Annotated in this window: 21 protein-coding genes and 1 pseudogene; 10 read left to right on the forward strand and 12 right to left on the reverse strand. The window is 55.6% G+C overall.

The genetic code is table 11. From position 1 onward, the window contains the following. Nucleotides 1-86: 86 nt before the first annotated feature. From NW826_RS10645 to NW826_RS10660, 4 genes are all read left to right on the forward strand, one after another. On the forward strand, nt 87-323 hold the full coding sequence (locus tag NW826_RS10645) for a hypothetical protein (protein WP_414510109.1): 237 nt from the start codon (nt 87-89) through the stop codon (nt 321-323). 41 nt (nt 324-364) lie between these two features. Next, nucleotides 365-1,114 carry a Uma2 family endonuclease gene (locus tag NW826_RS10650; protein ID WP_414510110.1) on the forward strand — a complete coding sequence of 250 codons (750 nt, stop codon included), beginning with the start codon at nt 365-367 and terminating at the stop codon, nt 1,112-1,114. A gap of 307 nt (nt 1,115-1,421) precedes the next feature. Continuing rightward, nucleotides 1,422-2,462, forward strand: a complete 1,041-nt coding sequence (locus tag NW826_RS10655) for a 2OG-Fe(II) oxygenase (protein ID WP_414510111.1) — start codon at nt 1,422-1,424, stop codon at nt 2,460-2,462. Nucleotides 2,463-2,477: 15 nt separating this feature from the next. Further along, on the forward strand, nt 2,478-3,437 hold the full coding sequence (locus tag NW826_RS10660) for a glycosyltransferase family 2 protein (RefSeq protein WP_414510112.1): 960 nt from the start codon (nt 2,478-2,480) through the stop codon (nt 3,435-3,437). A 74-nt stretch (nt 3,438-3,511) separates the two neighbouring features. On the opposite strand, the gene NW826_RS10665 is transcribed toward NW826_RS10660, so the two are convergent. After that, a complete protein-coding gene (locus tag NW826_RS10665) occupies nt 3,512-4,063 on the reverse strand; it encodes a type IV pilin protein (RefSeq protein WP_414510113.1) in 552 nt (183 codons plus the stop codon). 203 nt (nt 4,064-4,266) lie between these two features. On the opposite strand from NW826_RS10665, the gene NW826_RS10670 reads away from it, so the two are divergent. Then, nucleotides 4,267-7,200, forward strand: a complete 2,934-nt coding sequence (locus NW826_RS10670; RefSeq protein ID WP_414510114.1) for a methyltransferase domain-containing protein — start codon at nt 4,267-4,269, stop codon at nt 7,198-7,200. 62 nt (nt 7,201-7,262) lie between these two features. Here NW826_RS10670 and NW826_RS10675 read toward each other — a convergent pair. From NW826_RS10675 to NW826_RS10685, 3 genes and pseudogenes are all read right to left on the reverse strand, one after another. Continuing rightward, nucleotides 7,263-7,386, reverse strand: a pseudogene (locus tag NW826_RS10675) (IS630 family transposase); the annotation flags it as partial. A gap of 209 nt (nt 7,387-7,595) precedes the next feature. Next, entirely contained in the window at nt 7,596-8,114 is a 519-nt protein-coding gene (locus NW826_RS10680) for a phosphoribosyltransferase (protein ID WP_414352298.1), read from the reverse strand. Nucleotides 8,115-8,203: 89 nt separating this feature from the next. Then, a complete protein-coding gene (locus NW826_RS10685) occupies nt 8,204-9,124 on the reverse strand; it encodes a branched-chain amino acid transaminase (protein ID WP_414510115.1) in 921 nt (306 codons plus the stop codon). Between the two features lie 217 nt (nt 9,125-9,341). Here NW826_RS10685 and NW826_RS10690 point away from each other — a divergent pair, with 217 nt between their 5' ends. Together NW826_RS10690 and NW826_RS10695 are read left to right on the forward strand one after the other, a co-directional pair. Beyond that, entirely contained in the window at nt 9,342-9,725 is a 384-nt protein-coding gene (locus tag NW826_RS10690; RefSeq protein WP_414510116.1) for a PepSY domain-containing protein, read from the forward strand. A 251-nt stretch (nt 9,726-9,976) separates the two neighbouring features. Next, on the forward strand, nt 9,977-11,419 hold the full coding sequence (locus NW826_RS10695; RefSeq protein ID WP_414335896.1) for a hemolysin family protein: 1,443 nt from the start codon (nt 9,977-9,979) through the stop codon (nt 11,417-11,419). Nucleotides 11,420-11,423: 4 nt separating this feature from the next. On the opposite strand, the gene NW826_RS10700 is transcribed toward NW826_RS10695, so the two are convergent. Continuing rightward, nucleotides 11,424-12,959, reverse strand: coding sequence for an aminotransferase class I/II-fold pyridoxal phosphate-dependent enzyme (locus tag NW826_RS10700; RefSeq protein ID WP_414510117.1), 1,536 nt, complete (start codon nt 12,957-12,959; stop codon nt 11,424-11,426). Nucleotides 12,960-13,085: 126 nt separating this feature from the next. On the opposite strand from NW826_RS10700, the gene NW826_RS10705 reads away from it, so the two are divergent. Beyond that, nucleotides 13,086-13,652, forward strand: coding sequence for a DUF2854 domain-containing protein (locus NW826_RS10705; RefSeq protein WP_414510118.1), 567 nt, complete (start codon nt 13,086-13,088; stop codon nt 13,650-13,652). A 420-nt stretch (nt 13,653-14,072) separates the two neighbouring features. On the opposite strand, the gene NW826_RS10710 is transcribed toward NW826_RS10705, so the two are convergent. From NW826_RS10710 to pilM, 5 genes are all read right to left on the reverse strand, one after another. Then, nucleotides 14,073-15,254, reverse strand: a complete 1,182-nt coding sequence (locus NW826_RS10710; protein WP_414510119.1) for an Ig-like domain-containing protein — start codon at nt 15,252-15,254, stop codon at nt 14,073-14,075. A 109-nt stretch (nt 15,255-15,363) separates the two neighbouring features. Next, complete coding sequence (locus NW826_RS10715) at nt 15,364-17,535, reverse strand: AMIN domain-containing protein (RefSeq protein WP_414510120.1); 2,172 nt, start codon at nt 17,533-17,535, stop codon at nt 15,364-15,366. A gap of 487 nt (nt 17,536-18,022) precedes the next feature. Then, nucleotides 18,023-18,715, reverse strand: a complete 693-nt coding sequence (locus tag NW826_RS10720; protein ID WP_414510121.1) for a hypothetical protein — start codon at nt 18,713-18,715, stop codon at nt 18,023-18,025. Beyond that, nucleotides 18,715-19,425: a PilN domain-containing protein gene (locus NW826_RS10725; protein ID WP_414510122.1), complete on the reverse strand. Its 711-nt coding sequence runs from the start codon at nt 19,423-19,425 to the stop codon at nt 18,715-18,717. The genes NW826_RS10720 and NW826_RS10725 overlap by 1 nt, the downstream gene beginning before the upstream one ends. A gap of 59 nt (nt 19,426-19,484) precedes the next feature. Beyond that, entirely contained in the window at nt 19,485-20,642 is a 1,158-nt protein-coding gene (gene pilM, locus NW826_RS10730) for a type IV pilus biogenesis protein PilM (RefSeq protein WP_414510123.1), read from the reverse strand. 165 nt (nt 20,643-20,807) lie between these two features. Here pilM and purN point away from each other — a divergent pair, with 165 nt between their 5' ends. Beyond that, entirely contained in the window at nt 20,808-21,452 is a 645-nt protein-coding gene (gene purN / locus NW826_RS10735; protein WP_414335208.1) for a phosphoribosylglycinamide formyltransferase, read from the forward strand. Between the two features lie 44 nt (nt 21,453-21,496). Next, entirely contained in the window at nt 21,497-22,276 is a 780-nt protein-coding gene (locus NW826_RS10740; protein ID WP_414510124.1) for a hypothetical protein, read from the forward strand. A 9-nt stretch (nt 22,277-22,285) separates the two neighbouring features. Here the strand turns inward: NW826_RS10740 and NW826_RS10745 are convergent, their stop codons facing one another. Both NW826_RS10745 and NW826_RS10750 read right to left on the reverse strand, forming a co-directional pair. After that, on the reverse strand, nt 22,286-23,278 hold the full coding sequence (locus NW826_RS10745; RefSeq protein ID WP_414335204.1) for a hypothetical protein: 993 nt from the start codon (nt 23,276-23,278) through the stop codon (nt 22,286-22,288). A gap of 150 nt (nt 23,279-23,428) precedes the next feature. Then, nucleotides 23,429-24,088 carry a hypothetical protein gene (locus tag NW826_RS10750; RefSeq protein ID WP_414335203.1) on the reverse strand — a complete coding sequence of 220 codons (660 nt, stop codon included), beginning with the start codon at nt 24,086-24,088 and terminating at the stop codon, nt 23,429-23,431. Nucleotides 24,089-24,113 lie beyond the last annotated feature (25 nt).

A 24,113-nucleotide genomic window follows, 5' to 3' on the forward strand; every position in this document is an offset into this window, starting at 1 on the left:
TCCCTTCTCTCCTTCCTCTTGAAACCTGTACCCTATTTTAAATTAACAGGCTGTACTTCTACTTTTCTCCCGAAACGCAGGAGTTTATGGGTTGGCGACTGAGGGGGGAACAGTACGAGGAGATTGAGCCAACGGAGCAGGGGTGGCGCTGGAGCGAGGTGTTGGGGCTGTATCTGGGCATTCACAACCGGCAGCTGCGGTACTTTTTCCCCAATGGTGAGCTGGTGCCCACACCAGAAGAAGCCGAAAAGATCGAACGGCAACGGGCGGAGCGCCTGGCCCAAAAGTTGCGAGAACTGGGAGTGGATCCCGATACTTTGTAAAGAAAACTGGCCAGCCCAAAATACCTATCGGAGAACTGGCAATGACCAACCCCAAACCGATTATTGAGGTGCCGGATCCGGTTAATCTACCCGACTGGCCCCCTACCCAAGACGAGCTCCCCTACGACGACGGCGTACCTATGGGAAGCTGGCGACACAAGTGCCAGATGGACTTGCTCATCTCCGTCACCCAAACCTGGCTGCAGCAGCGCCCTGATGGCTTTGTCAGCGGCAACATGTTCCTCTACTACAACTTGGAGCAGACCCGCAGCCGCAATTTCCGAGGGCCTGATTATTTTGTGGTGCTGGGAGTGCCCAAGGGCGAGCGCAAAAGCTGGGTGATCTGGGAGCAGGGCAAAGGGCCAGACGTGGTGATTGAGCTTCTTTCTCCCAGCACTGCCCAGGATGATAAGACAAGCAAAAAGCAGCTTTACGAGCAAATTATCCGGGTGCCGGAGTACTTTTGGTTTGACCCGTTTGAGCCAGAGGACTGGGCGGGGTTTCGGCTGAGGGGCGACCACTATGAGCCGATTGAAGTCGATGCAGGAGGTCGCCTGCCGAGCGCAGTTCTGGGACTGTACCTGGTGAAATGGGAAGGCAGGTTTCGGGACATCGAAACCACATGGATTCGCTGGGCCACCTCTTCTGGGGAACTGGTACCCACCGAGGCTGAACTGGAGCGGCAAAGGGCTGAGCAAGAACGGCAACGAGCCGAGCAGGCCGAACAGCGGGCGGAGCGTCTGGCCCAAAAGCTGCGAGAACTGGGGGTGGATCCGGGTACATTAGGCTAGAGAGAACGAAACGCCAGGGATCCCTTCCATGCAGTGCCAAGACCTTGCTCAGGAGCTGGCTTCGGAGCTGGAGCAAGTCGGGAGTCTCGCTCAGCTATTAGACTGGGCTCTAGCTTGCCTACCTGAACAGCAGATCTTTTGTCAGATCGGCTGGGAAGACTCAGGAGCTGTGCTAGAGGCAATGGTTCGCCACTCGGAAAAGTTAGCAGTAATTCTACGGGATCCGCTCCAGAATTCTTCTAAAAAATTGCCCAGCACGGAAGATCTCCAAGCCCAGATCCTTCGGCTAGGGTTAGGAGAACGGGTTTTGCTGCTCGAAGGATTCATCCCCGCTCTTCTGGCAGATTTGGGGGAAGGGTTTCCCGATACCCGAATTGGCGTTTGCTTCTGGGCGGAGCTTGTTGACTATCGCACCCATTTGCTCCAGTCTCTGCTTCTGCGGGATTACCTGGCTGAGCCGGCCCTGTACTTGGTCGATCACTGCCGCTACGGATCCCTTGCCCAATCGACCTTAGACTTGATGGGGGTGGATCCCGCTTTTCATCTGCAAAAAGCTTTTCCCAAGCTCAGCCAAGGGATCCATCTCTTGAGCTGGGATCCCCAACACAGAGCTTTAACTGAGCAAGATTTGGCTTACATTCGAGAGCTAGGCCCAGGCTTGTTGCTGAATGCCAACCCAGTATCCCTCACGTTTTCTCAGCCAGATCCGCCGGAGCCAGCCCGCTTCTATCCTTGTAAGTACGTTAAGCTGGATAACTTCCTGCCGGCTGAAGTTAATCAAGCCATCTTGCAGCATGCCATCGCTCATCAAGATAAGTTTATCCCTGCGAGAAGCTATAGCCAAAGCAACACTGAGGCTGAGTCTCTCAAGTTTCGCCGCTCTCTACGCCTAGATTATGCTTACTTTCAGGAGTATGGATCCCTGCTGAGGGAGAAGATTGCGGCGGTGGCTCCTCAAATCTTTGTGGAGCTAGGCATCGAGAACTTCGATATCCAAATCTTCGAGATGGAGATGATTGCTAGCTATGATGGCTGCTACTTTACTCCCCATACCGATAATTCCTATCCCCAGACAGCCTTTCGTCAGGTAAGCTGTGTGTACTATTTTCACAAAGAGCCCAAGCCCTACCGAGGGGGTGAGCTGCGTATTTACGATACTCAAAGGCAGAAGCCCCATCCGCCAATTCTCCATGGAACCTATGATGAGGTGATTCCAACTAACAACAGCATCGTCTTCTTCCCCAGCAGTTGCCTGCACGAAATCCTGCCTGTGTTTAGCCCCAGTCAAGCCCTTGCCGATAGCCGCTTCACCATCAACACTTGGTTAGGAACCAAGCAACTTGCCTAAAGGCTCGAATTCAATATGGCCAAAGTCTGTATTGTTACCACAGTTCGGGATCCGGGAGTTTGCCTGGAATCCTTCATTCGCTACCACCTTGCCATCGGGATCGCCCACATCTATATCTTCTTTGACGATCCGGAGGATCCCGCTGCTCAGATAGCGCTTAGATTCTCCGACGTAACAGCTATTCCCAATGACGAAGCTTTGCAAGTCCAGCAAGCGCTAGGCAACATCCTCTATGCAAAGTATGGCCCTCATGTCAGCTACGAGGTCATGGCCCGCCAGATTTTAAATGTGGAAACTGCTATACAGATTGCCCTTGAGCAAGGCATGGATTGGATCATTCACATTGATGGAGATGAGCTCTTCTATCTCGGCGAGGCACTTACCTTGGATTGGTTTGACCAGCTAGATAGCGACATACTTCAGGTTCGCTTCTTAAACTACGAGGCAGCCCCCGAGAAGTTTGAGATTGAAGATTACTTTCGCGAAGTTACTCTGTTCAAGAGAAATCCTGCTGTTTTAGATCCCAACTTTTATACTAAGTTTGAGAGAATCTCTGGCAAGATTCAATACTTTTTAGCCTATCAAAATGGAAAATCAGCAGCTCGAGTTTATCCCAGTATTTTGCCAAATAGCGTACATAGTTTTGACATTCCAGAGGAGCATACCCTAGTCACCTCATCTCCAACCGTTTTGCACTACTTGAATTGCGGCTTCCAGAACTACTACAAGAAGTACGCTCAACTGGGCAACTTTCCCGACTACTGGTGGCGCTCAAAGTCTAATCCCATTCGCGTTCCCTTTCACTTGGCCTCAAGGGATGCATACTGCTCGCGAGATATCAATCAAATGGTGGCTCTTTACCAAAAGTTCATACTCTATAGCAACTCCATGATTAACCAGAGCTTGATAGAGGAGGGTATCCTCACCCGCATCTACTATCCTTCTCAGTTACTAGCAACTGTACTTACCCCCTGAAAATCCCAGGTTGTTTCAGAGGACTAAAAAAAGCTCCCCAAAGGGAGCCAGGCAAACAGTGCAACCAGCAGAAACTAGTCAAACACGTTGCAGCTCTTGCCTACGAAGCTGGAGAGAGTGACTACAACTGTCTCCCGGGATCCCAGGCCAATGGTGCATTGAATTGGTTGGCCGGAAGCGTTAACGTAGCGGCTTGCACCTGTGACAGCAGTGGTGTCCCAGCGCATCCCTTGAGGTGAAGTACTAACAATGTCACTGGCCACTGGCGTTTGGTAGTTGGGAGCGCTCCACGGGTCGTTCATGAATCTATCACCCTTGGCGCCGCAGGAGTCCGCACCGCTAGTAGTAGGACAACCAAACTGGATTCTGGTGTAGTCGTTCGGATATACGCCAACATCCAGGCGATAGACCTCAGAACCGCGACCTACTGCAGTAAGAGCCGCCTGAGCCTCGGCCGTGCGGGAGCGGCGCACTTGGTTCAGAAATTGGGGAATTGCCACCGCGGACAGCACGCCCACAATCACGATCACCACCAACAGTTCGATCAGGGTGAAGCCTTTGGCTTGGGAGAGAAGTTGCTGAGCCAGCTTGGCCCGCAACAGAGACTGACGAGACTTCGCGCTCATGGTACTCGATCCTTGGTTACTAGAGAGTTACTTGTGCAGGTTACCTGCCAGTCTTAACCTACCCAGCCTGAGGGCCATTCATAACAGCCTGTCCCCAAGCAAAATTGCGGATCTTTGGGGGGGGGTGGATCCAGAAAGGTTCCGTAGTTTGGCCGAGCAGGCCTCTGCATGGCAGATTAAAAACAGCGCTCTCCTTTCGGCCCATGAACCTCGCCCTACAAGCTCGGATCCTGGAAGGCAAGCAACTGCTGCAGCAATCGCCGGCTGTCTTTGCAGAATGGCTGGCGGCTTTCTACCCACAGCAAGATCCAGAGGCATGGCGAGAGTTCTTGTGGGGACTCTTTGACCTTAGGGTGCCTTCGCCGTCTGAAGAAGAAGCTTTCCCAGCTGACCGGGTAGCGACTACCCTTGCGGCGCTGGAGCAGGTTTTGATTTCGGGCCGCCTAGACCTTGCCTACCAGGTCTACACGTCGCTGGTCAAGGCCGGGATCCTGCCATCGGAGAAGGTGATAGAGCTATTGCTGTCTTTGGCAGGCCGTCTGGAAAATACGCCCACCCAGGATCCCCAGCAGCGTCTGCGGATCTGCCTAAAACTGCGGGAGATGGCTTTTGAGTTGGATCCACGCCGGCGGGATAACACCCAAGTTCTGCTGTTGCGGGCCTTGCAAGCTCAAGACGAGCTGGCCGTCGGCTTCTACGGGCAGGCCCTGGTGGAGCATTTGGCCAGCTTGGGAGATGAGGAGACCCTAGACATTACCCAGGAGTCGCTCCTAACCGAACTCCTTATTCGGCTATGGGATGACGGCTACCTGGATCTGTTTTTCGAAGTGGCCACAGTTCTACAAGCTCATCTCCTAGAGAGTCAGAAATCCGGCTTTGCCGCTCTCCTAGCTCAGCTAGCCCAGGCAGCAGATCCAAAGCAGGCCGAGCGCTATCAAGGTTTGTGGACAATAGAGGACTTGATCGGCGACTTCTTTCAGAGGGCAGCTCGTGCCCTCTTCGGAGACTCTACTAGCGACGCTTATTCCATCTTGGGAGAAGCGCTTCTTGCGGCAGCCGCAAGCCCCCAGGCAGAGGAGAACTTCTCGCTGGGCCTATCTCTTCTCTCAGAATCTTTGGAAAAGCTGATCCACGCTGCTCGGCCAGACAGGGTGAGCTTTGTCATTCAGAAAATTATGGATTTACTCACCTCAAGTTCTATTGACCTAGAGTCTCTAAAAGTAAATGAAGAAAATATGCTTGAGAGCTTAACCGTCGCCAAAGCTATTCTCTTTCGAGTCTGCTTTTGTTGGAGCTATCTAACAGATGATCGATCTCTAATTCGTCGTTACCAGCAGCTTGCTGGCAGGATTTTTAACGATTGCCTCAGCCTCATGGCCTCTCAGCGTGATTTCCTGTGGTCAGAGTATTGGAAAAAAAATCAGCAAGATTATCAAACAGTCAGTGGAGAAAGCCGTAAACTTCGAGTTGGTTTCCTGGGCAACTGTTTTCAGCGACACTCAGTAGGCTTCCTCAGCGAAGCCATTTTGAGAAACTTATCCCGTGATGTATTGGATATTTGTTACTACTACTACCAGGGCTGGAAAACCGAGGAAATAGCTAGCCGCGACAACATGTATCGGAAGTTTCGATCCCAGGAGAGCCTTCATTTTCGCTTCTTCTCTGAAGGAGTTAGTGCTCCTCAAGTGGCTGCCCAAGCTCGCGAGGATCATATCGATATCATGGTTTTCATGGACTCCATCACTAGCCACGACGCCAATATCGTAGCAGCTCTGCGGGCTGCCCCTATCCAAATTGGCTGGCTAGGGGGAGATGCTGTCGGCTTGCCTGAGTTTGATTACTTCTTTGCTGATCCTTATATTCTTCCCGAAGATGCGCAGGCTGATTACCACGAAGAAATTATCCGCCTACCAAGCTATTGTGCAGTTGACCATCTGGACGTTATCCCGGCCGATGAGGTGGACTTCAAAAGTAAGTTAAGAATAGGCCCAAGAGATGTTGTTCTCCTTACTGCGGCCAATGCCTACAAGCGAACTGACGACTGTATCAATGCTCATTTGCAAATTCTAAAAGCCATTCCCAACGGAATTCTCATTGTCAAAGGCTCAGGGGAAATTGCCACAGTGGTTAGACGCTACCAAGAGAAGTCTAAAGAGCTAGGTGTCTTAGACCGTGTCCGCTTTCTGGCCAAAGCTGGGGGTGTGGAAGAGCATCGTGGCCAACTGGGTTTAGTTGACTTAGTTCTAGATACTTTCCCTTACACAGGTGCAACCCACACCATGGAAGCCCTTTATATGGGCGTGCCAGTTCTTACCCTGGTAGGCCGCCATTACTATGGCCGCATGAGCTACAGTCTGCTGAAAAATATCGGTCTCGAAGAGTGCATCACCTGGTCAATTGAAGAGTTCATCGAGCGTGGGATCCAACTAGCCAATAATCCAGAACTCCTGAAAAAAGCTAAGCAAACCATTCGAGATTCCTATGACAGATCGATAATTTGGGATCCAAAGCGCCTAGCCAGAGCCATGGAGAAGGTATACTTTGATCTTGCGTACAAGCATCAGCTAATTGAATCTGTTCCGCCTTTGCAAGAGAATCAAGCTGAGCCTAGGTCTACTCAGCGTATCCGCCTTCACATTGGAGGTAAAGAACCTCACCCCGATTGGAAGATCCTGGATATTCAGGCAAGGGAGCACGTCGACTACGTGGGAAATGCTAAGGATCTCAGTCAGTTTGCCGATGGCTCCGTAGAGGCCATCTATGCTTCCCATGTCCTAGAGCACTTTGATTACATTCGAGAACTTCCAATTGTTCTCAAAGAGTGGCATCGAGTTTTGCGTTTTGGCGGCGAGTTGATGATCAGCGTTCCCGATCTGCCTATTCTTTGTCGTCTTTATTTGCAAGAAGCAGTTTTGCCTGAGGAGCGATTTGCGATTATGCGAATGATGTTCGGCGGACAAACTGATGAATATGACTACCATAAAGTTGGCCTCTCTTGGGAGTACCTGTTTATGTTACTAACTCAAGCAGGTTTCAGGATCATTCGTAAGGTTGATAAATTTGGCTTATTTAATGATTGCAGTGACATGTCTTTTTTAGGCGAGCCTATTAGCCTAAATGTAATTGCGATCAAGTAGAGCAGCTTGGCAAGTTACAGCCTGCTAAAGAATCGAGGAGTACAGTAGCAGCACTTAGCAAACTAACCTCGGAAGCAGGATGGATTGAACAGTAGTAAAGAAGTCTTCACTATCTGCTCCATGCTATACTTCCCAATTCTGGAAAAACTGCCGAATAAAATGCTTCAACACCGACCACATCATCTCACAATAGGATTCAATTTATCATGAACCGTTCGGCTACCTGGCAGATGGGGGTCTAACCTGCTTGATAAGCTGCCCCAACTCTTTACCGTAACTCCAAAGAAGGGGCTGGCATCCCCTTTCCTCCTTTTTCTGGAATACCTCTACCCTACTTTTTTAAAGTAACAGGCTGTACCAAATCCCTTGGTGAAGTGAGCCTTGAGCAAAATTAACTAACCCGAAGAACGCAGGGACTCCATCAACTGCTGGGGCGTCATCTGCTCGTAGGGCTCGAAGGGCTGGTGGATCCAGGGGTTATCGGGCAGGTAGTCCACGTAGTAGTCGGGCTGGTAGACAGAGGCCGCTTTGTACCAGAGTACGCCAGTGCGGATTTCCTCGATGTAAAAGCCGTAGTGGTGCTTAAGCCAGTGGACGGAGCGCTTCAGGGTCATGCCGGAGTCGGCCAGGTCGTCCACCAGCAACACATGGCTACCCAGGTTGGCAGTGGTCATGGCCAGATCCCGCGAAAAGGTCAGTTGCCCCCGTTGGCGATTGCCAGGGCCGGAGTAGGAAGAAGCGGCGAGAATGGCTAGGGGGAGGTCGAAGAGACGGGCCAGGGTATCGCCGATGCGCAGCCCGCCTTTGGCAATGCAGACAATTTGGTTAAACTCCCAGCCGCTTTCGTAAACTTTGACGGCCAGCTCTTCGATTTTGCGGTGGTAGTCGGCCCAGGTAATAGAAATCTCGTGCAAGGGATCCCTCTCCCGCAGTCTGGATTGCTCAATTCTAACTATATTGATTCTTTTCCCATCGACCGGCCTGACGATGGCAACCTGAGGGTCTAGCTTTCTTTCAGCGGGATCACCTTCACCCAATGGGCGTAGGCGGGATCCCGATTTTCGGTGATGGCCGTCAGCTTCTGCCGCAACTGCTCGGTGATGGGGCGGGAGAGGGGCAAGACGTATTGCTCGATCTGGCGAATGGGCGTGATCTTGGCGGCAGTGCCGGTGAGGAAGGCTTCCTCGGCAATCAACAGCTCCGACTTATCGACCGGCCGCTCTTGGGTGGGGATCCCCAGGTCGCGGGCCAGGGTGAGAACGCTGTCGCGGGTGATTCCTTCCAGGATGTCTTGGTCAAAGCTGGGGGTAATCAGCACGCCGTTGCGCACGATGAAGATGTTCATGCCCGAGGCTTCGCTTACCTTGCCTTGGGAGTTCATCAAAATGGCCTCATCATAGCCGGACTGCACTGCCTCAGTTTTGGCCAGAGAAGAGGTGATGTAGGCGCCGGTGATCTTGCCCCGCAACGGCAGGCTGCGATCCTCTTGGCGGGCCCAAGAGCTGATGCGGCAGGTGACTCCCTCTGGTGAGAGGTAGTCTCCCAACTCCAACCCGTACACGAAAAAGTCTTTCTCGATGTTGTGCAACCGCGGCGAGATGCCCAGGTCGGAGGTGTAGACCAGGGGGCGGATGTAGAAAGAGGTGGAGGGGCGATTTTTGCGGATCAGCTCGATGATCACCTGCTCGATCTTTTCGGCGGGCAGATCGAAGCAGAGCAGGCGAGCACTCTGGCTCAGCCGTCGGCAGTGGCGATCGAGACGAAACACCAGCACCTGATCCGGATTTTGCGGGTCGGGGATCCCGCGTAGACCGCCAAAGGCTGCCGTCCCGTAGTGCAGAGCATGGGTGGCAATGGAGATCTTCGCCTCGGCAAAGGGGACGATCTGGCCCTGAAAGTAGGCGTAGGGCAGAAAATCCGGCATGGTCGGCACCTACTGCGGTGGGAAAAGATGTAAGAGTAGGAATATTATCACCGATGGAGGCAGCATCGGCAGCCCCAGCGTTGGCAGCACTCGGAAAGATATGCGCACTGCAGTGTTTTTTAGCCAGTCAAGTTCTGAGAGGGCTGTGGAGGCAAACAGCTTCTAACTTACGAGGGGCCGACGAACTACACCCCATGACGCAAGGAGTCCACTCCCTTTGCGAAAGCAACAGTGCTCCTTTTGGCAAGGCTTCTTTCACCCCAAGGTTGGTAGGGTAAGAATGTGGTTACTCAAACAGTTGGAAATGAAGCTTCCAAAACTTGCTGTTGCTTCCTTGCTTGTGCCGGGCGTTTTGCTCCTCAGCAGCCCGATGTTATCGGTAGGCAAGAGCACAGAGGCAGCTTTTGCTCAATCTCCTGCTCCAGCCGTCCGCGTTGAAGAAGCGATTCAGATGGCTCGATCTGCTGTTCCCGATGCTGTGATCAAAGAAGTTGAGTTGGAGCGCGAAGATGGGCGCTTAGTTTGGGAAGTAAAATTCACCAACGATGTTGAGGTCAAGATCGACGCCACTACCGGCGATGTTGTCGATATCGATGACTAGTCCTCAGGGGGGCACAAACTGGGGTAAGCGTTGCCGGAAAAAGCGGTAGTTGCCACTGCCTGATGAATGCTTGATGAAAAAGTAGCAATCTTGAGAACTGCAAAAGCTGGGGATCCCGTTTATTTGGGCAGGGGGAAGGTGTTCGCATGATAGACACCCGCTGGCTGAGGCCAGTTTAACTGCTGGCCAGGGGCAGGTGGTCGAGTTAGTCTGGGCTAAAATGCTGTCTATCCGTCTTGCTGCTCCCCCTGATGGACGACCCCCCTTTAGTCTCAGCGGCTACTTTCCCCAACACTGAGCTTTCGTGGGGAGATGCGTCTCTTAGTCTCTTTTGGGTCATCGCTCTTCTGGTCATCAACGCTTTTTTTGTGGCGGTGGAGTTTTCCTTGGTGTCGGCGCGGCGCTCCCGCATGGTGCAGTTGGCCAGCGAAGGGAACCGCCAGGCGGCAATTGTGCAAAAGGCCCAGGAACAGTTGGAGTATGCCCTCTCCACCACCCAGTTGGGCATTACCCTGGCCAGCGTGCTGCTGGGCTGGATCGGGGCCACCCAGGTTGCGCCGACACTGTTTTTGGCCTTGAGGCAGTTGGCCTGGTTGCGGAACGTGGATCCCGCCGTTGTTCAGGGGGTGGCAGTGGTGGTGGTGTTTTCGCTGCTCACCTATTTCCAAATTGTGGTGGGGGAGCTGATCCCCAAGACTCTGGCCATTCTCTACTCGGAGCCGATTGCCCTAAAACTGGCCTGGCTCAACCGCTTGGTGAGCCGCTTTTTGCACCCTTGCGTGGAGCTGCTCCGGTTCTCCTCCCGCTGCTTGTTGCAGCTTTTTGGCGTCCGCATCCCGGAGGCCACTTCTTTTTACAGCACCATGACGGTGGAGGAGCTGCAACTGTTGATCGCCTCGTCGGTGGAGTCGGGCAACATCGAGGCGGAGGAGCGGGAGCTGTTGAGCAATATCTTCGAGTTCGGCGAGACGGTGGCCAGCGAGGTGATGATCCCGCGCACCAGCATCGACGCGGTGCCGGAAACCGCTACGGTGCAAGAGGTGCTGGCCGAGGTGGCCGAATCGGGGCATTCCCGTTACCCGGTCTACGGCGAGTCTTTGGATGACATCCGCGGCCTGATTCATGTCAAGGAGCTGATCGGCGAGCTGGCCAAGGGATCCCTGGATTTGCACAGCCCCATCACCCCTTTCATTCGCGAGGCCCACTTTGAGCCGGAGAACAAGCTGATTGCCGAACTGTTGCCGGAGATGCGGCAGCACCACTGGCCAATGGTGGTGGTGGTGGACGAGTTCGGCGGCACGGCGGGCCTGATCACCATTCAAGACCTGGTGGAGGAGATTGTCGGCAAGCTCTCCGATGGCCCAGATCCCAAGGCGAAGGAGCCGGATATTCAGGAGCTGGACGAAAATACCCTCCTCATCCAGGCCCAGTTGGATATTGAAGAGGTCAACGAGCGCTGCCACCTCAACTTGCCCCTCCACGAGGACTACCAGACGCTGGGGGGCTTTTTGATCTACCACCTGCAGAAGATCCCGCGCGTGGGGGAAAAGTTCACCTACCAAGACATGGAGTTCCAGGTGGTGCGCATGGAAGGCCCACGGGTGGATCGGGTGAAGGTCGTTCGCCACCGCCGCAGCTCTCCCAACCCGCTGCCAGTGCTCCCCCCCGCCCAGACGACCAAGCCTGGCTCTTAAGGAGCTAGGTTTTGACGACCTTGAGGGTCTGCAGCCGCACATCTTCGGGGCCGTTGATAAAGCCGCCTGCCTCGTGCACCAACAACAGATAGTCCACCGCTTCCTGGGTTACCTCTTCGCCGGGCACCAAGATAGGGATCCCAGGGGGGTAGGGGGAGATGATCTCGGCACAGATGTGGCCTACGGCTTCCTGAAAGGGGATCCGCTCGATGGGGGCAAAGAAAGCCTGCCGCGGCGAGAGCCGTTGGGGCGGCAGGGGAGGGCGTTTCAACTGGGCCAGGCGCCGCAGTTTCTCGGCCATCGCCAGCGAGGGTTGGGATCCCTGGGCCTGCTTCGACAAAGCGGCGAAGCTCTCCACCAGCCGGTCGATATCCCGCTGGGTGTTGCCGAGGCTAACGATAAAGACCACGTTGTGCAGGGTGGACATCTCCGGCTGCACGTGGAAGTGGTCGTTGACCCAGTCGTGGGCGTCGAAGCCAAAAAGGCCCAGCCCCGACACCGTCACCGTCAAGCGGGTGCGATCCAGATCGAAAAAGCCAGGTGTAGAGCCGATGCGCTCCGGGCCAAAGCAAAAGAGCCCTGGAATGCGGTTGAGACGGGCGCGGGCTTGATCGGCTAAAGCCAGGGCTTGGCCCACCAAAGCTTCCCCTTCTAGGGCCATCTGCCGCCGCGCCACGTCCAGCGACATCATCAGCACGTAGTTGGGGCTAGTCGATTGCAGCAGTTGCAAGATGTTGCGCACACGGTTGGGATCGATGCGGGATCCCTTGAGGTGGAGCATCGAGGCTTGCGTCATGCCGGAGATCACCTTGTGGGTGGACTGCACCACCAGATCGGCACCAGCTTCCAAGGCGGAGAGGGGCAGTTGCGGGTGAAAGCCAAAGTGGGGCCCGTGGGCCTCGTCCACCAGGAGGGGCAGGCCGTGGCTGTGGGCGATGGCCGCTAAGGTTTCTAGGTCGCAGCAAACCCCGTAGTAGGTGGGGCTGACCACCAACACGCCCTTGGCGTCGGGGTGCTCGGCCAGGGCCTGCTCCAGGCCGGCAGGAGTGATGCCGTGGGCAATGCCCAGTTCTATGTCGAAGTCGGGCTCGATATATGCCGGTACGGCCCCGGAGAGGATCACGCCGGCAATGGCCGACTTGTGACAGTTGCGCGGCAGCAGGATCTTGTCTCCTGGGTCGCACACGGCCATCACCAGGGTTTCTACACCACAGGTGGAGCCATTCACCAGAAACCAACTGCGATCCGCTCCGTAGGCGGCTGCCGCCAGCTCCTGTGCTTCCCGGATCACGCCGTCGGGATCGTGGAGGTTGTCCACCTCCGGCAACTCGGTGAGATCCGCCCGGAAGACGTTTTCTCCCAAAAACTCCCGCAGGTCGGTGGCGATCCCGCGTCCCTGCTTGTGGCCTGGCGTGTGAAAGGGAGCCTTGTCCAAGCTGCAATAGTGGCGGATGGCCTCAAAAAGAGGGGCCCGCTCTTGAGCTTTGCGATCCAGCAGACGCAGACGACGGGACGCCTTCGACAGATGCGACAGCACCATGGGCCACTCCCCAACACACCAGCGTCCAGCCATTATCCACCCCCAGCGGAGCCAAGTCCACCCTCAAGGTCACCCCAGGAAGTGTCTTTCCTGCTAGCCTGGGTTCAGGTTGCCCTTCCTGCTTGTATGTTTGAAAAGCTGCCCCTCCCCCTGAGCACCCTGGTGTTGTTGGCGGGCGTTGCCGCCACAGCTTGGGGCTTTGCCCAGTACAGCGATCCCACCCTGAACCTCATCGGCCTGTTTACCGGGATCCCCTTGCTGCTGGGGGGGGTGACCATGAAGGTGGTGGAGCTCAAGCCAGTGCCTGCCCTGACGCCCCCCTCGCCAGAAGTGCTTCAAGCCCGTGCCCAGCAGGCCACGGAAATTCAAAAACAAGTCCGCACCGACATCACCAAATATAGCTATGGGGCCAACGCCCACCTGGAAGAGGCCCTGGAGTTCCTCGGCCTGCGCGGCCCTCTGGAAGCAGACCTACCCAAAATCAGAGGCTACAGAGAAGAATTGCGGGATGGCCGCTACACCCTGGTACTTCTCTTCGATTCGCCGGCCGTTCCCTTCCAGCAATGGCAGGAGAGCTACCAGAAAAAAATGCAGGGCTTCTTTGGCCGCGACGTGGAGGTGCAACTGCAGCAACCCCGAGAGCATCAGGTGGAGCTGGCGCTCATCGCCTGTCCCGGATCCCAGGCCACCTGAGCAAGACAGCGGGGCTTAGGTCCTTTGCTTCTCTGCACGACTTTTTCACAGTTTTGTTCCTAAGATTAGAACGACTCACACAGGTGTGTTGAAGACTGAGACACTAGAGGAAGGAGACTTGGGGATCCCCATATTTGGGATCCCTATTTTTTGAATGATAAAAAGTTAGCAGGATTCCTCTCGGAGCGACACGAAAACAGCGCCAGCAATGACGCTAATCTCAGCTCTCGTCCTCAAGCTGGTTGCCAGTCGCTTGCCAAAAGCTTCTACAACCCACCTCATGCAATCCAAGGGATCCCTGGCAGCAGTTGTCACCGGTTGGTCTCGTAGGGTTTTGGTTCCAAGATAAGCAGTTGGTCAAGAAACTTAACATCTAGGTCAACTCATCTTAACTCAATAAAGACTCCCCGAGCCATCGGGTTAACTTTTGTGGGTCTCAGCAGCCCAATCCTGAATAATCCAGGTACGCAAGATCTGGATTTCTTCAGGGCTCAAGTGGCCCAAGCGATCCGTGCCGGTGCCGTTGCGGCGAATGTAGGCCAATTCGGGAGATCCGCTGCGTCCAATAAAAGAGCCGGGAAATTCTCCTTGGGGATCACTCACGGGGGGTCTCGGCGTCAGCACAGTTCCCGTCCCAAGCTCCGATAAGGAACCGGGGGCGTCGGCCCCTTCTCCTTCTGCATTCAAGGGGATCCCTGCCGCCCGTTGAATAACAGCATGGCGAGCCAACCAGCGCGGTTTCAGCAACTCGCTATTTTCTGATCCGGGCGTTACGTAACGCATCACCGCGGCATAGCTATCCAAAGGGCTGCGCCGCATCCGACCGGCCCGCTGATGACAACCCACACAGCTAGCATCCAGTAGGGGCTGAATATCTGGCTGGTAGGTGTATTGAGGCTCGGTGCGGAAGGTCAACTCTATGGGATTTTGTAAATCTAGCTCTTTGGCAGCAGGTAAGAACACTCTGTAATCGGTACTGTAGTTGAGTGGCTGTAAAGGCTGTACAATTAGCTCGTTTCCCTGGATATCAAAGGCCACTTCCAAAGGAGGCTGGATCCCAAAAGCCAAACTCGTCATTCCTGTCGGAAGCTCTCGGTCGAAACGCAGGCGAATACTTTGATCAACTGGGATCCCTCTTTGGCCATTGGAAGGATTGCTAGAGACCAATGCGACTCCACCTTGAGGAAGAGGAGTAAATTCTACCTGAGCTTTTCGGGCCGCCACTCTTGGTTGTAAAAGAGTTAATGCATTGGGATAGAAAGTGGCATATTGCTCCAGTTGAGTTGGCGATGGGTTTTGCTGCCAAACACTGCGAGGCATTCGCACCGTGAAGAGGGGCACTTGTTGTTCCCCACCTTGCCCCAGTACTTCTAAAGTGAGCTGCTCCGCCTGCGGCTGTGCCTGAAATTGTTGTGCCAAGGTTTGCCAAACCAAGGAGCGCGATTGCTCGACAAGCTGTGAATAGCTCTGCCCCTGCACCCGTAGAGAGAGATGATAGGTTTGCGGCCATCCTACCTCACCCCAAGCCAGCACCCAGGCCAACCCGAAGGCGAGCAACAGGGATCCCAGCTTCAGCCAAGGCCGGCGGCGAGAGTTCGACATCAGCATTAATCAGCAACGTATCTTAGGGTTTAGCCGTTTCTATGAGAATCTTCCATCTTTGGCAAAGCAACCGGTCTGAGAGAATGACAGTCATTGGCGGGCCACTCTTCTACTCTTCTAGAATAGTTGGGGTAATCAAGACAACAACTTCACTTCTAATGTTCGTCGTGTTTTGCCTACGAAAGAGAGCACCTAGCAGAGGAATCTCAGCAAGAAGTGGAACTTTATCAACAGACACTCGATCCTCCTCTTGTATCAATCCTGCCAAAAATAGTGTTTCCCTGTCTTTAAGTCTGATTTGCAAAGAGCCAACAGAACGCTGATTGAGCAAGCTAATTACGGCTCCGTCTGCTAAAGTGATTTGGCTACCGATAGATGAAACCTGGGGAAGAAGATTCAACGTAACGTAGCCATTGTCATCAATCCTAACATTTTGAATAATTAAATTGACCCCTGCGTTTCCTTTTTCAAAGACAACTGTTGATGCACCTGTTGCAGGGTCTGTTACCAATCTCCTGTTAGTGATAACTTCTTGTCCAACCACAATGGCCGCACCTGTATTGTTGGCAACAACTACTTTTGGATCGGCTAGTATCTTAGCCGTTCCTGAAGCAATGGCTGCATCTATACGGGCTGCAAGAGACTGCTGAAGTCGATTCAGAGTGTTGAACACAAGCGAGCCTCCAGTTCCCGCAGAAGGAACTACGCCAACGTTAGGAACCGAAGACCCTGCAGGTTGGTTGAGGGGAGTTCCACCAAAGGTGGTATTATCTCCAGAGCCCAGTGCAAAGTTGCCAGAGGCACCGCCTAATGCCACTCCTAGACTAGAGTTGTTATTGAGGTTAATCTCAATAAACCTAGCACTAACTAAGACCTGACGACTTCTAAGATCAATCTGGGCAAGGTAGGCTGCAATCACATCATGCTGGGCAGGTGTGGCAACAATAGTTAGTGAGTTTGTTCTTGGATCTGCTTGAATGGCTGACTCTTGAGCGAGAGGGATATTCGATGCTTCCAGGATAGCTAAAATTCTACTTCTGATTTCACTTGGAGTGATACTTAGTTGTATAGCATTGATTTCGACTGTTGCTTGCCCGCCTCCGGCCCCAGCAGCAGTAAGGTTAAAGGTCTGTTCTGTCTCTTCGATTCTTAGTTGATTAAGTCTATATGTTTTGACAATCTGCTGGCCGACTCCAGGAAGGCTAGTGCCGATAAAAACTGTTTGCCCTACACGAGTTGCTTGCAGTTCCTTCAGCCGCAAGATAAAGTTGAACGTTTCCTGTAAGGGTGAGTCGGCTACATCTAAGGAAATCGTCAAGTCCGGAGGAACGTCGTTAAGAACTACGTTTAGTCCAGCTCGACGTACCAAGAGACTCAACACATCACCTACGGGAGCATCCCTCAGGGTTAAGGTAATCTTGGCATTTGAGCCCAAGTCAACTGGAGGGGGAGCAGGAAGGATGCTGCCGACTGCAAGATCCCCTGCCGGAGGAGCTACTGCTCGACCCTGGAAGGGAGAAGTAGTGGGATCAACGGATCCCGGCGGCAGTTGGGGTTGGTTAAGCTGCCCTACGGGGGGCACCTGAGAAATGACCGGCCCAGGGGAAGCCGGCTGAGGGGCAGGAGCCACCTGAGCTGGCGGGGAAGGGGGAGGAGTTTGGGCAAGGGGCTGAGGAGTAGGGGCTGTTCCCTGGGGAGAAGGAGGGTTTTGAGCAACCGAAGGGGCGGCAGGAGCCGGCGGCGGGGCCACAGGCTGAGGTCGGGTTGGCGAGGCCGGTTGATTGGGCGCTACTTGGCTGGGCGCGGCAGCTACAGGAGCCGGTGGGGCAGAGGGCAAGCCCTCAAACTCGAAGACCAACTGTGTTGGGCTGCGCTGGGCCAGCAAGCCCTGGGGAGCTGCCGCAACACCGGCAATTTCTATCCGCACGCTGTCACTGCCCAGTTGCTTGGCTTCGATGAAGCGCACTCCCGGCAAGGGAGACTCCTGACGATAGCGGCCTTGACCGCCATCCAGTTGGGCATTGGTGATATCCCCAATCCAAGACCGGCCCTGTTGGGTAAAGAACACCTGTGGACGGGCACCCCCTGCGGTGTTGATCTCCAGCTTCATGCGGTTGCCGTGGGGCACCAGGCGGATATCGGTGATGCGGCTGAGGCTTTGTGGATTGGCGGAGGTCAACTGCTGAGCGGCGGCTTCCTCAAGTTGGCTTTCTACAGCCAACAGAGGCAGCGAAAGGATCAAGCTCAATGCACATCCCCAGGCAACTCGACGGTTCATCATCCTCACACCTCACTCCGTTAGCCAAGCGTGTTCTTGCTTCACTGCAGCACGGGTTCACCCAGTGCTTCCCTAATCAAAGCCGAAATCTCGCACTTTGCCACTACCCATAGGTGATTGAGGGAAAAATTTTCCCGGATCTCCGATTCTGACAACACTACCTGCAGCTCATCGTCTGTAACCTCTCGACCCTGGCCATCTATCACAGGGATCTGGATACGTGCTCATCGTCAATAGAAACGGATTGTCTCGCCAATTCCCAACTCCCCTCTCCCTCAGGGAGAGGGGCCGGGGGTGGTCGCGCTAGCAGCGCGGAGCGCTTGGGTTGATTCCCTCAGGGAGAGGGGTCACGGCAGCGGTGTGGAGAGCCTGGGAAGTGTCTCGATCTGGTTTGAAATGGCTACGCAGCCGCAACTCCGAAGCTGGGAGAAGGCTTCAATCTGAGATGTGGTGAGGTGTTGAGTTGAACAGGCGTCCAGAACCGACCAGCCTACTGACTGGGAGCTTCTTGGGCAGGAGCCGTGCCCAAGGGAACGTCCTTGTTGTAGATGTAGGCAATTAGATCGAAAGCGGTATCCAGCTCCCCTGTGTCTTGCACAGGATTTAGGCTGATGTTGCTCACCCGAAACAAGGTGCGTAGGCGCTCTACATCCCTCATGAGATTGATGATGTCCGTATAGGGGCCCCGCACCGCGACGCGGGTGGTTTGCACCTGGATGGCCGGAGCAATGATCGCGGGCACTTCGGAGTTGGCCGAAGAAGCAGGGGTGAGGGGAGAAGGGGCAAAACTGCGCAGCTCGCTGTTGGGCTGTCCCCGCACCAGCCGGTTGAGATCGATCAGTTGCGTGTCGGCATTCTCGGGGGTGGCCAGCAAGGCGCTGATCTGCTGCTGCTGCACGCGAGCCCTCTCGATTTGGTTGGGCACGTCCTGTAAGCCGGCGATCTGGCCCTGTACCTCCTGCAACTGGCTGGTTTTTTGGGCCACCTCTCTTTCCAAGGCTTGCACCTCTCCGATCAGAGGACGGAGTTGGGTGAAGGCCAAAAAGCCCGCCGCGCCCAGGCCCAGGATCCCGATCAACAGGCCAATGCGAATGGGAGTCAGCTCGACCCCCAACAATATCGGCGGCCCTGCCGGGGGTGCCATTAGTTGGTCGTCGTGAAAACTTTCTACCGAGCCGGTCATCAGTTCCCCTCCACTTGACGCAGAATGCGGATCTTTTCCACCAAGCCTATTGCTCCCCGCTGCTCCAGCTCGCGGGTAAACTCTGGGTCGGGATCCCCTATGGTCCGAATAGTAACCGTTAGGCCGTAGGTGACGCTGGGTTCAGTTTCAGGTGTGCCCTCCACTCGAGAGGCACTGTTGAGAACGGCACTGGTTACGAAGTTGGAATCCAGCAGGGTGAGCAAAAAGTCGTTCACCAAGGGAAAATCCAGCGCCCCGCCTTGGATGTTCACGGTATCCCCAGAGGCGCTGATGTTGGTTATCCACACCCCTCGGCCAGGGATCCTGCGCCGCACTTCTTCCAAAATGGCCGACCAGGGCTGGACGGATCCCAGAAAAGAGCGAAACCCTTCCGTCTGGGTGCGAATGGTTTGTAATTCTTGGCTGAGGCCCTGGAGTCGGGTCAACTCGGCATTGGCTGTGCTGAGTTCACCGTCGAGGCGGGTTCGCTCTGCCCTCAGAGTGTTCCGCTGACGGGAGAAGCTGTCTTGGAAATACCAAAAAGTTCCCATGGCCACAGCAGCTACGGCCCCTCCCAGGAGAATGGCCAAGATCCAACTTTCGGATCGGCTACCGGCAGTTGCCGTGACGGCTACCGCCCCTCCTCCTGCCTGAGCTGCGGTGAGGACATCCGGCCTTTCTTTGAGGAAATTGATCTCCGGTGTGTACATCTTTTCTGACCGCCTTGTGCATTGTTGGACACTGCATCTGCGTCATCCTGGGCAGATCCCTACTTGTCGGATTCCCGCAACGCCAACCCCAGGGCCACCCCCATCGCCGGGCGCTCCTCCAAGGGCACTTCGATTGAATCCGGCACAAGGATGTTGCCAAAGGGATCCGCCAGTTCTACCGCCACGCTCAACGACTGAGATAGGAAACCATCCATCTGGCCAATGCTGGCCCCCGGCCCGGCCAGCAAGACTTTCACCACCGGGAAGCTGCTTTCTGTGCTCGTAAAGAAGTCGATGGAGCGCTTCAGTTCATCCGCCAAATCGGAGACAACGCGCGTCACTGCTGCTATGCCGGGATTGCTGGGAATCGGTTGCTCTCCCGTGGCCAAAACATCGACGGGGTTGAGCAGGGGTAACCTCAGAGTTCGCAACAGGTCGCCGGTGCGGCTAACCGGCAAATTCAGAGATTGGGCCAGCACCTGCCGCATGTGGATGGTGCCGATGTTGACGGTGCGGGTAAATTGCGGGATGCCGTTGACCAAGATGCTGATCTCGCTGCTGTCGTAGCCGATGGAGCCAAGCAACACCGCCTCTTGAGGGCTGTGCTGGATGAGCTGGTCGCGGATGGTGCGAATGAGGGAGAAGCTGGCCAGCTCCACACAGCGCACCTTCAAGTTGGCCGCCTGCAGCACCTCTAGGTAGTTGTCCACCACCTCTTTTGGGATGGCCACCAGCAAGACTTCGATGCGCTCAATGCCATCCTGGGAAAGGTCTAGACCGAGGGGTTGGTAATCTACATCTGCCTGATCCCGTGGGTAGGGGATGTAGAGTTCGGCCTCCTGCTCCAAGACCACCCGGCGCAACTCGTCGGCAGGCAGGTCGGCAGGCAGGCGAATGAGACGAACGATGGCCTCTCTTACGGGCACTGCTGTGGCTGCCGGCAAGTTGGTGGGCACCTTGTATTCGTTCAACAAGTTGGCCAGGGTCAAGCCAACCGTGCTCGGATCGAGGATGCGCCCCTCGATCATTGCCCCCTCTGGCATTTCCACACTATGGTAGTGGGCCAGACGATAGCGACCATTGCCCTGTTTTTTCAGTTGGGCAACGGCAATGCGCTCGGGGTTGATGTCCACCCCAAGCATGGTTTGAGTTTTGGAACCGCCAAGAAAGCCGAACACGTCCGGAAACTCCGCCCTTTGCGCTACCGCTAGAGGCATACTACCCAATTTATCGGGGGGTTACCACCGATTTGCAGTTGACTCCAAATCTCTACTTCTTGCAGCGAGCGTTTGCATCCCTTTCCAGATGAGCCCAGCCAGAATCAGCAGAGAATCTATCTGGGTTTAAAATAGCGGGGCTGCAGACTTTCCCGCCCAACGCTCATGAACCTACCCAGCTTACTCTGGCCGGATCCCAACGGGATCCCGGCGCCTTCTCAGCCGGGGATCCTCGGCATTTTGGCTTCCGGCAATGGCAGCAATTTCGAGGCTATCGCTCAAGCCATTGAGGCAGGTGAGCTGCAGGCCCAGATTGCTGTGGTCATCACCAACAATCCCATAGCCTACGTGCGGCAGCGGGCCCAAAAGCGAGGGATCCCTTGCCTTGTGCTCAACCATCAAGACTACCCCCGTCGTGAAGATCTGGATGCCGCCATCGTCCAGGTGCTCCGGCAGCATCAGGTGGAATGGGTGATCATGGCCGGGTGGATGCGCCTGGTTACCCAGGTGTTGTTGTCCGCTTACCCGGATCGCGTCTTGAATTTGCATCCTAGCCTGTTGCCCAGCTTCAAGGGCCTGCGAGCCGTTGAACAAGCTCTGAAGTGCGGTGTGAAAATCGCCGGCTGCAGCGTTCACCGGGTCACGCTGGAAATGGACAGCGGCCCCATCGTGGCCCAAGCAGCCGTGCCGGTTCTGCCCGAAGATACCGTGGAATCCCTTTACCGGCGCATCCAAACTCAGGAGCACCGCCTCTACCCGCTGGCCATCCGCCTCTGCCTGGCCGAGGGATCCCTGCTACCCAAGGCTTGAGAGAGGCTGCACAATTGAGGTTGAGTCCAGCGCTGGCGCATCCTATGGCTGAGATCCCGCCTCTCCTCGTCTTCGACAGCCCGGTGATCCTGGCCGGTCGCTTGGCCCTATGGCAGGAGTGGGCCCGCTTTGGAGTGTGTGTGCTGCCGCAGGCGGTGATGGCCGAGCTGGAGCGCTTGACCCGACAGGCCATTGATCCCCAAGAAGAATCGACGGCCCGCGAGTTTTTGCGCCGCTGGCCTGGCCTGGGGTTTGCCGTCTCGGAAGCCCGGGCCCTGGTGGGCGGTGCCGCTGCCAGCGATCAGTCCCTGCGGATCCGCTTGGAAGAGGCAATTGCCGACTGCGCCTATGCCCTGGCCCAACAGCAGCCGGGAACGCTGGTGGTTGTGGTTAGCAACGACCGGCCTTTGGTGGGGCGAATTCAGGGTATAGGTCTCAACAACCTCTGTGCCATCTCCCTGGCAGAACTGAACCGGTGGCTGCGTCAGCAGCAGCGCCCTCAGGCTGTGGCCACGGCTTTGAAGCGGTTGCCAGGGCCGGCCATTCCTGCCGCCAGATTGGCTTCCTCTTCCAGCCCCGCTCCACCCGTCCGTCCCCTGAGTCCTTCTCCAGCTTCAGCGAAGCCACCTGCTCGGGTCGGGTCGAGCCCAACCCGCCTTGGGCCCCTTTTGCAAGGCCTACAGAATGCTCTTGCCTTGTTGCTGGCCCTGGTTTTCCTCTCGGCAGCCGGGTTATTGGCCTGGCGTTGGCTCGATCCAGCAGGGAGCGAAGGAATCTGGCGGCGGCTGCCGCTGTCTCGGATCCCTTGGCTTCGGGATCTGTAGTCATCAAAGCTACTGCTCAACAATCGTGACGTTAAAGCCCTTGCTTTTCAGGGTTTCTGCGTGATAGCGGGCATATTCCAGTTGCTCAAATGCTGCCAACTGCACAAACTTCTGGCCATTCACATCTTTCACAAAGGCCCCATCGGAAACTTGTCGAGCGCGCGCCAAGCTCTCGGCCCCCGAGTAGGTGGTAAGCACCAAGAAGGTGCCCTCGCCGCGGTTCGGCCCCAAAGTATCGGGATCGTTGTTGCCCAGAGGCACCAGGGTCAGGGATCCCACAGAGGTGGGAGATGAGGGTTGAGAGGGGCGCTCCAAACTGGCCGCCAACTGCTCCACCGTTCTGGGCCGAGAGGGTTCTGCGGCAGCCAAGACCAAGTCGGTTTGCAGGCTATCCAGCAGGTTGGGAACGTCTTGAAGGGGAGCGATCTGCAAGTCCCTCAAGTCTGGGGAGGTCGTCAAGCCCAGCGCCAGCCGACTCGGATCCAAGCTGCCGGAATAGAACTCCTCTCCCACCTGCCCTTGCAGCGGTTCCAGTGGGATCAAGGGCAACCGGGACAGATCCACCTGGATGGGGCTCCTTTCTTCTGCTCTGTTGGCAGTGCTTGGGGGCAGAGACAGTTCTGCCGGCCAGATCAGCCAGCGCACCCCAAAGCCAATCCCGGCGCAAGAGAGCACCCACAGCAGCAAGACCCAGAGGGGCGAAAAGGCTCCAGAGGGCCGTGGCATCTCTTCTTCTTCCAGGTCTTCCACCACCTCTTGAATGAGCACAGGTGAGGAGCGCTGCCCAGAGCTGGTATTCCTGAGCTGACCTGCTCGCGGCGGCCCAGAATTCGTGCGCTGCAAACGCTGCCAGAGGCGAAACCGCTCCAATTCTTTCAGCACATCCAGGTGCAGATGGCCCAGCGCTTCCTGAAGAGCAGGTTGAGAACCTGAATGGGATGGGGACTGCTGTGCCGTAGGTACGGGTTGGGTAGTGTCTGGAAGAAGCGGAGAAGGACTCATAGACAGCCCACACTCAACTTAATACAAGTCTGACGGCAAACAATGCCGGTTAACTGTTGTGACAGCCGGAAACAGCTTAACAGGAGAACCTGCCTTGCCAACAAGGACTACCAGCGCTCTATTACCCTGCCATAAGACCATGACAGTCTTCTAGGACTTTGCCTCGAGGTAGAGGGCACACACATCTGCCGGCAGGTGCTGAAGCAAGATCTGGCGGGCAGAGGCAACGATGGCATCCACATCTTCTGGGGCAAGGTAGTATCCGTCGGCCTTGAGTTGGGCGGCAATGCGGGCCGGTGACCAGCCAAAGCAATCCCGCAGCAGCAGAATGAAGCGCAGGTCTCCCGGCAAGGTGTCCAAGCCGGCGCTTAAATAACAGGCCAGTGCCGGCGACAGAGAGGACTTGGTCCCGCCGCCACCAACAGCCTGCGAAGGAGCGGCTTCTTTCTCGGCAGGGATCCCGTCCAAAGCTTGGAGCAGCTCACGAGTTTGCTCTGCCAGCCAGGGTTGCAGCACGGGATCCCCTCGACCAGCCGCTTCTCCCAGAAGGCTGCGGACATCCAGGCGCTGTAGGCGCAGGTAAAGCCGCAACCAAACCTGTTCTCGATAGGCGGCCCATTGCTCGGGCGGCAGATGTTCGGCCAGGATCCCGTCCACCCACTTGCAGTAGCGGCAAAACAGGCCGATGAAGTAGCGCGCCACCTCCGGCTGCCGTTGAAAGGCCCGCAGCAGCTCCAGATCGCTGTAATGGGCCACCCCTCGCACGATGGGGGCATCGCATTCCGGCCAAAGGACAGTAGCTTCGGGCATCAGCATCTCTCCCGCAGAAAAATCC

This window comes from Synechococcus sp. OH20 (assembly GCF_047502685.1).
Classification (GTDB): Bacteria; Cyanobacteriota; Cyanobacteriia; order Thermostichales; family Thermostichaceae; genus Thermostichus.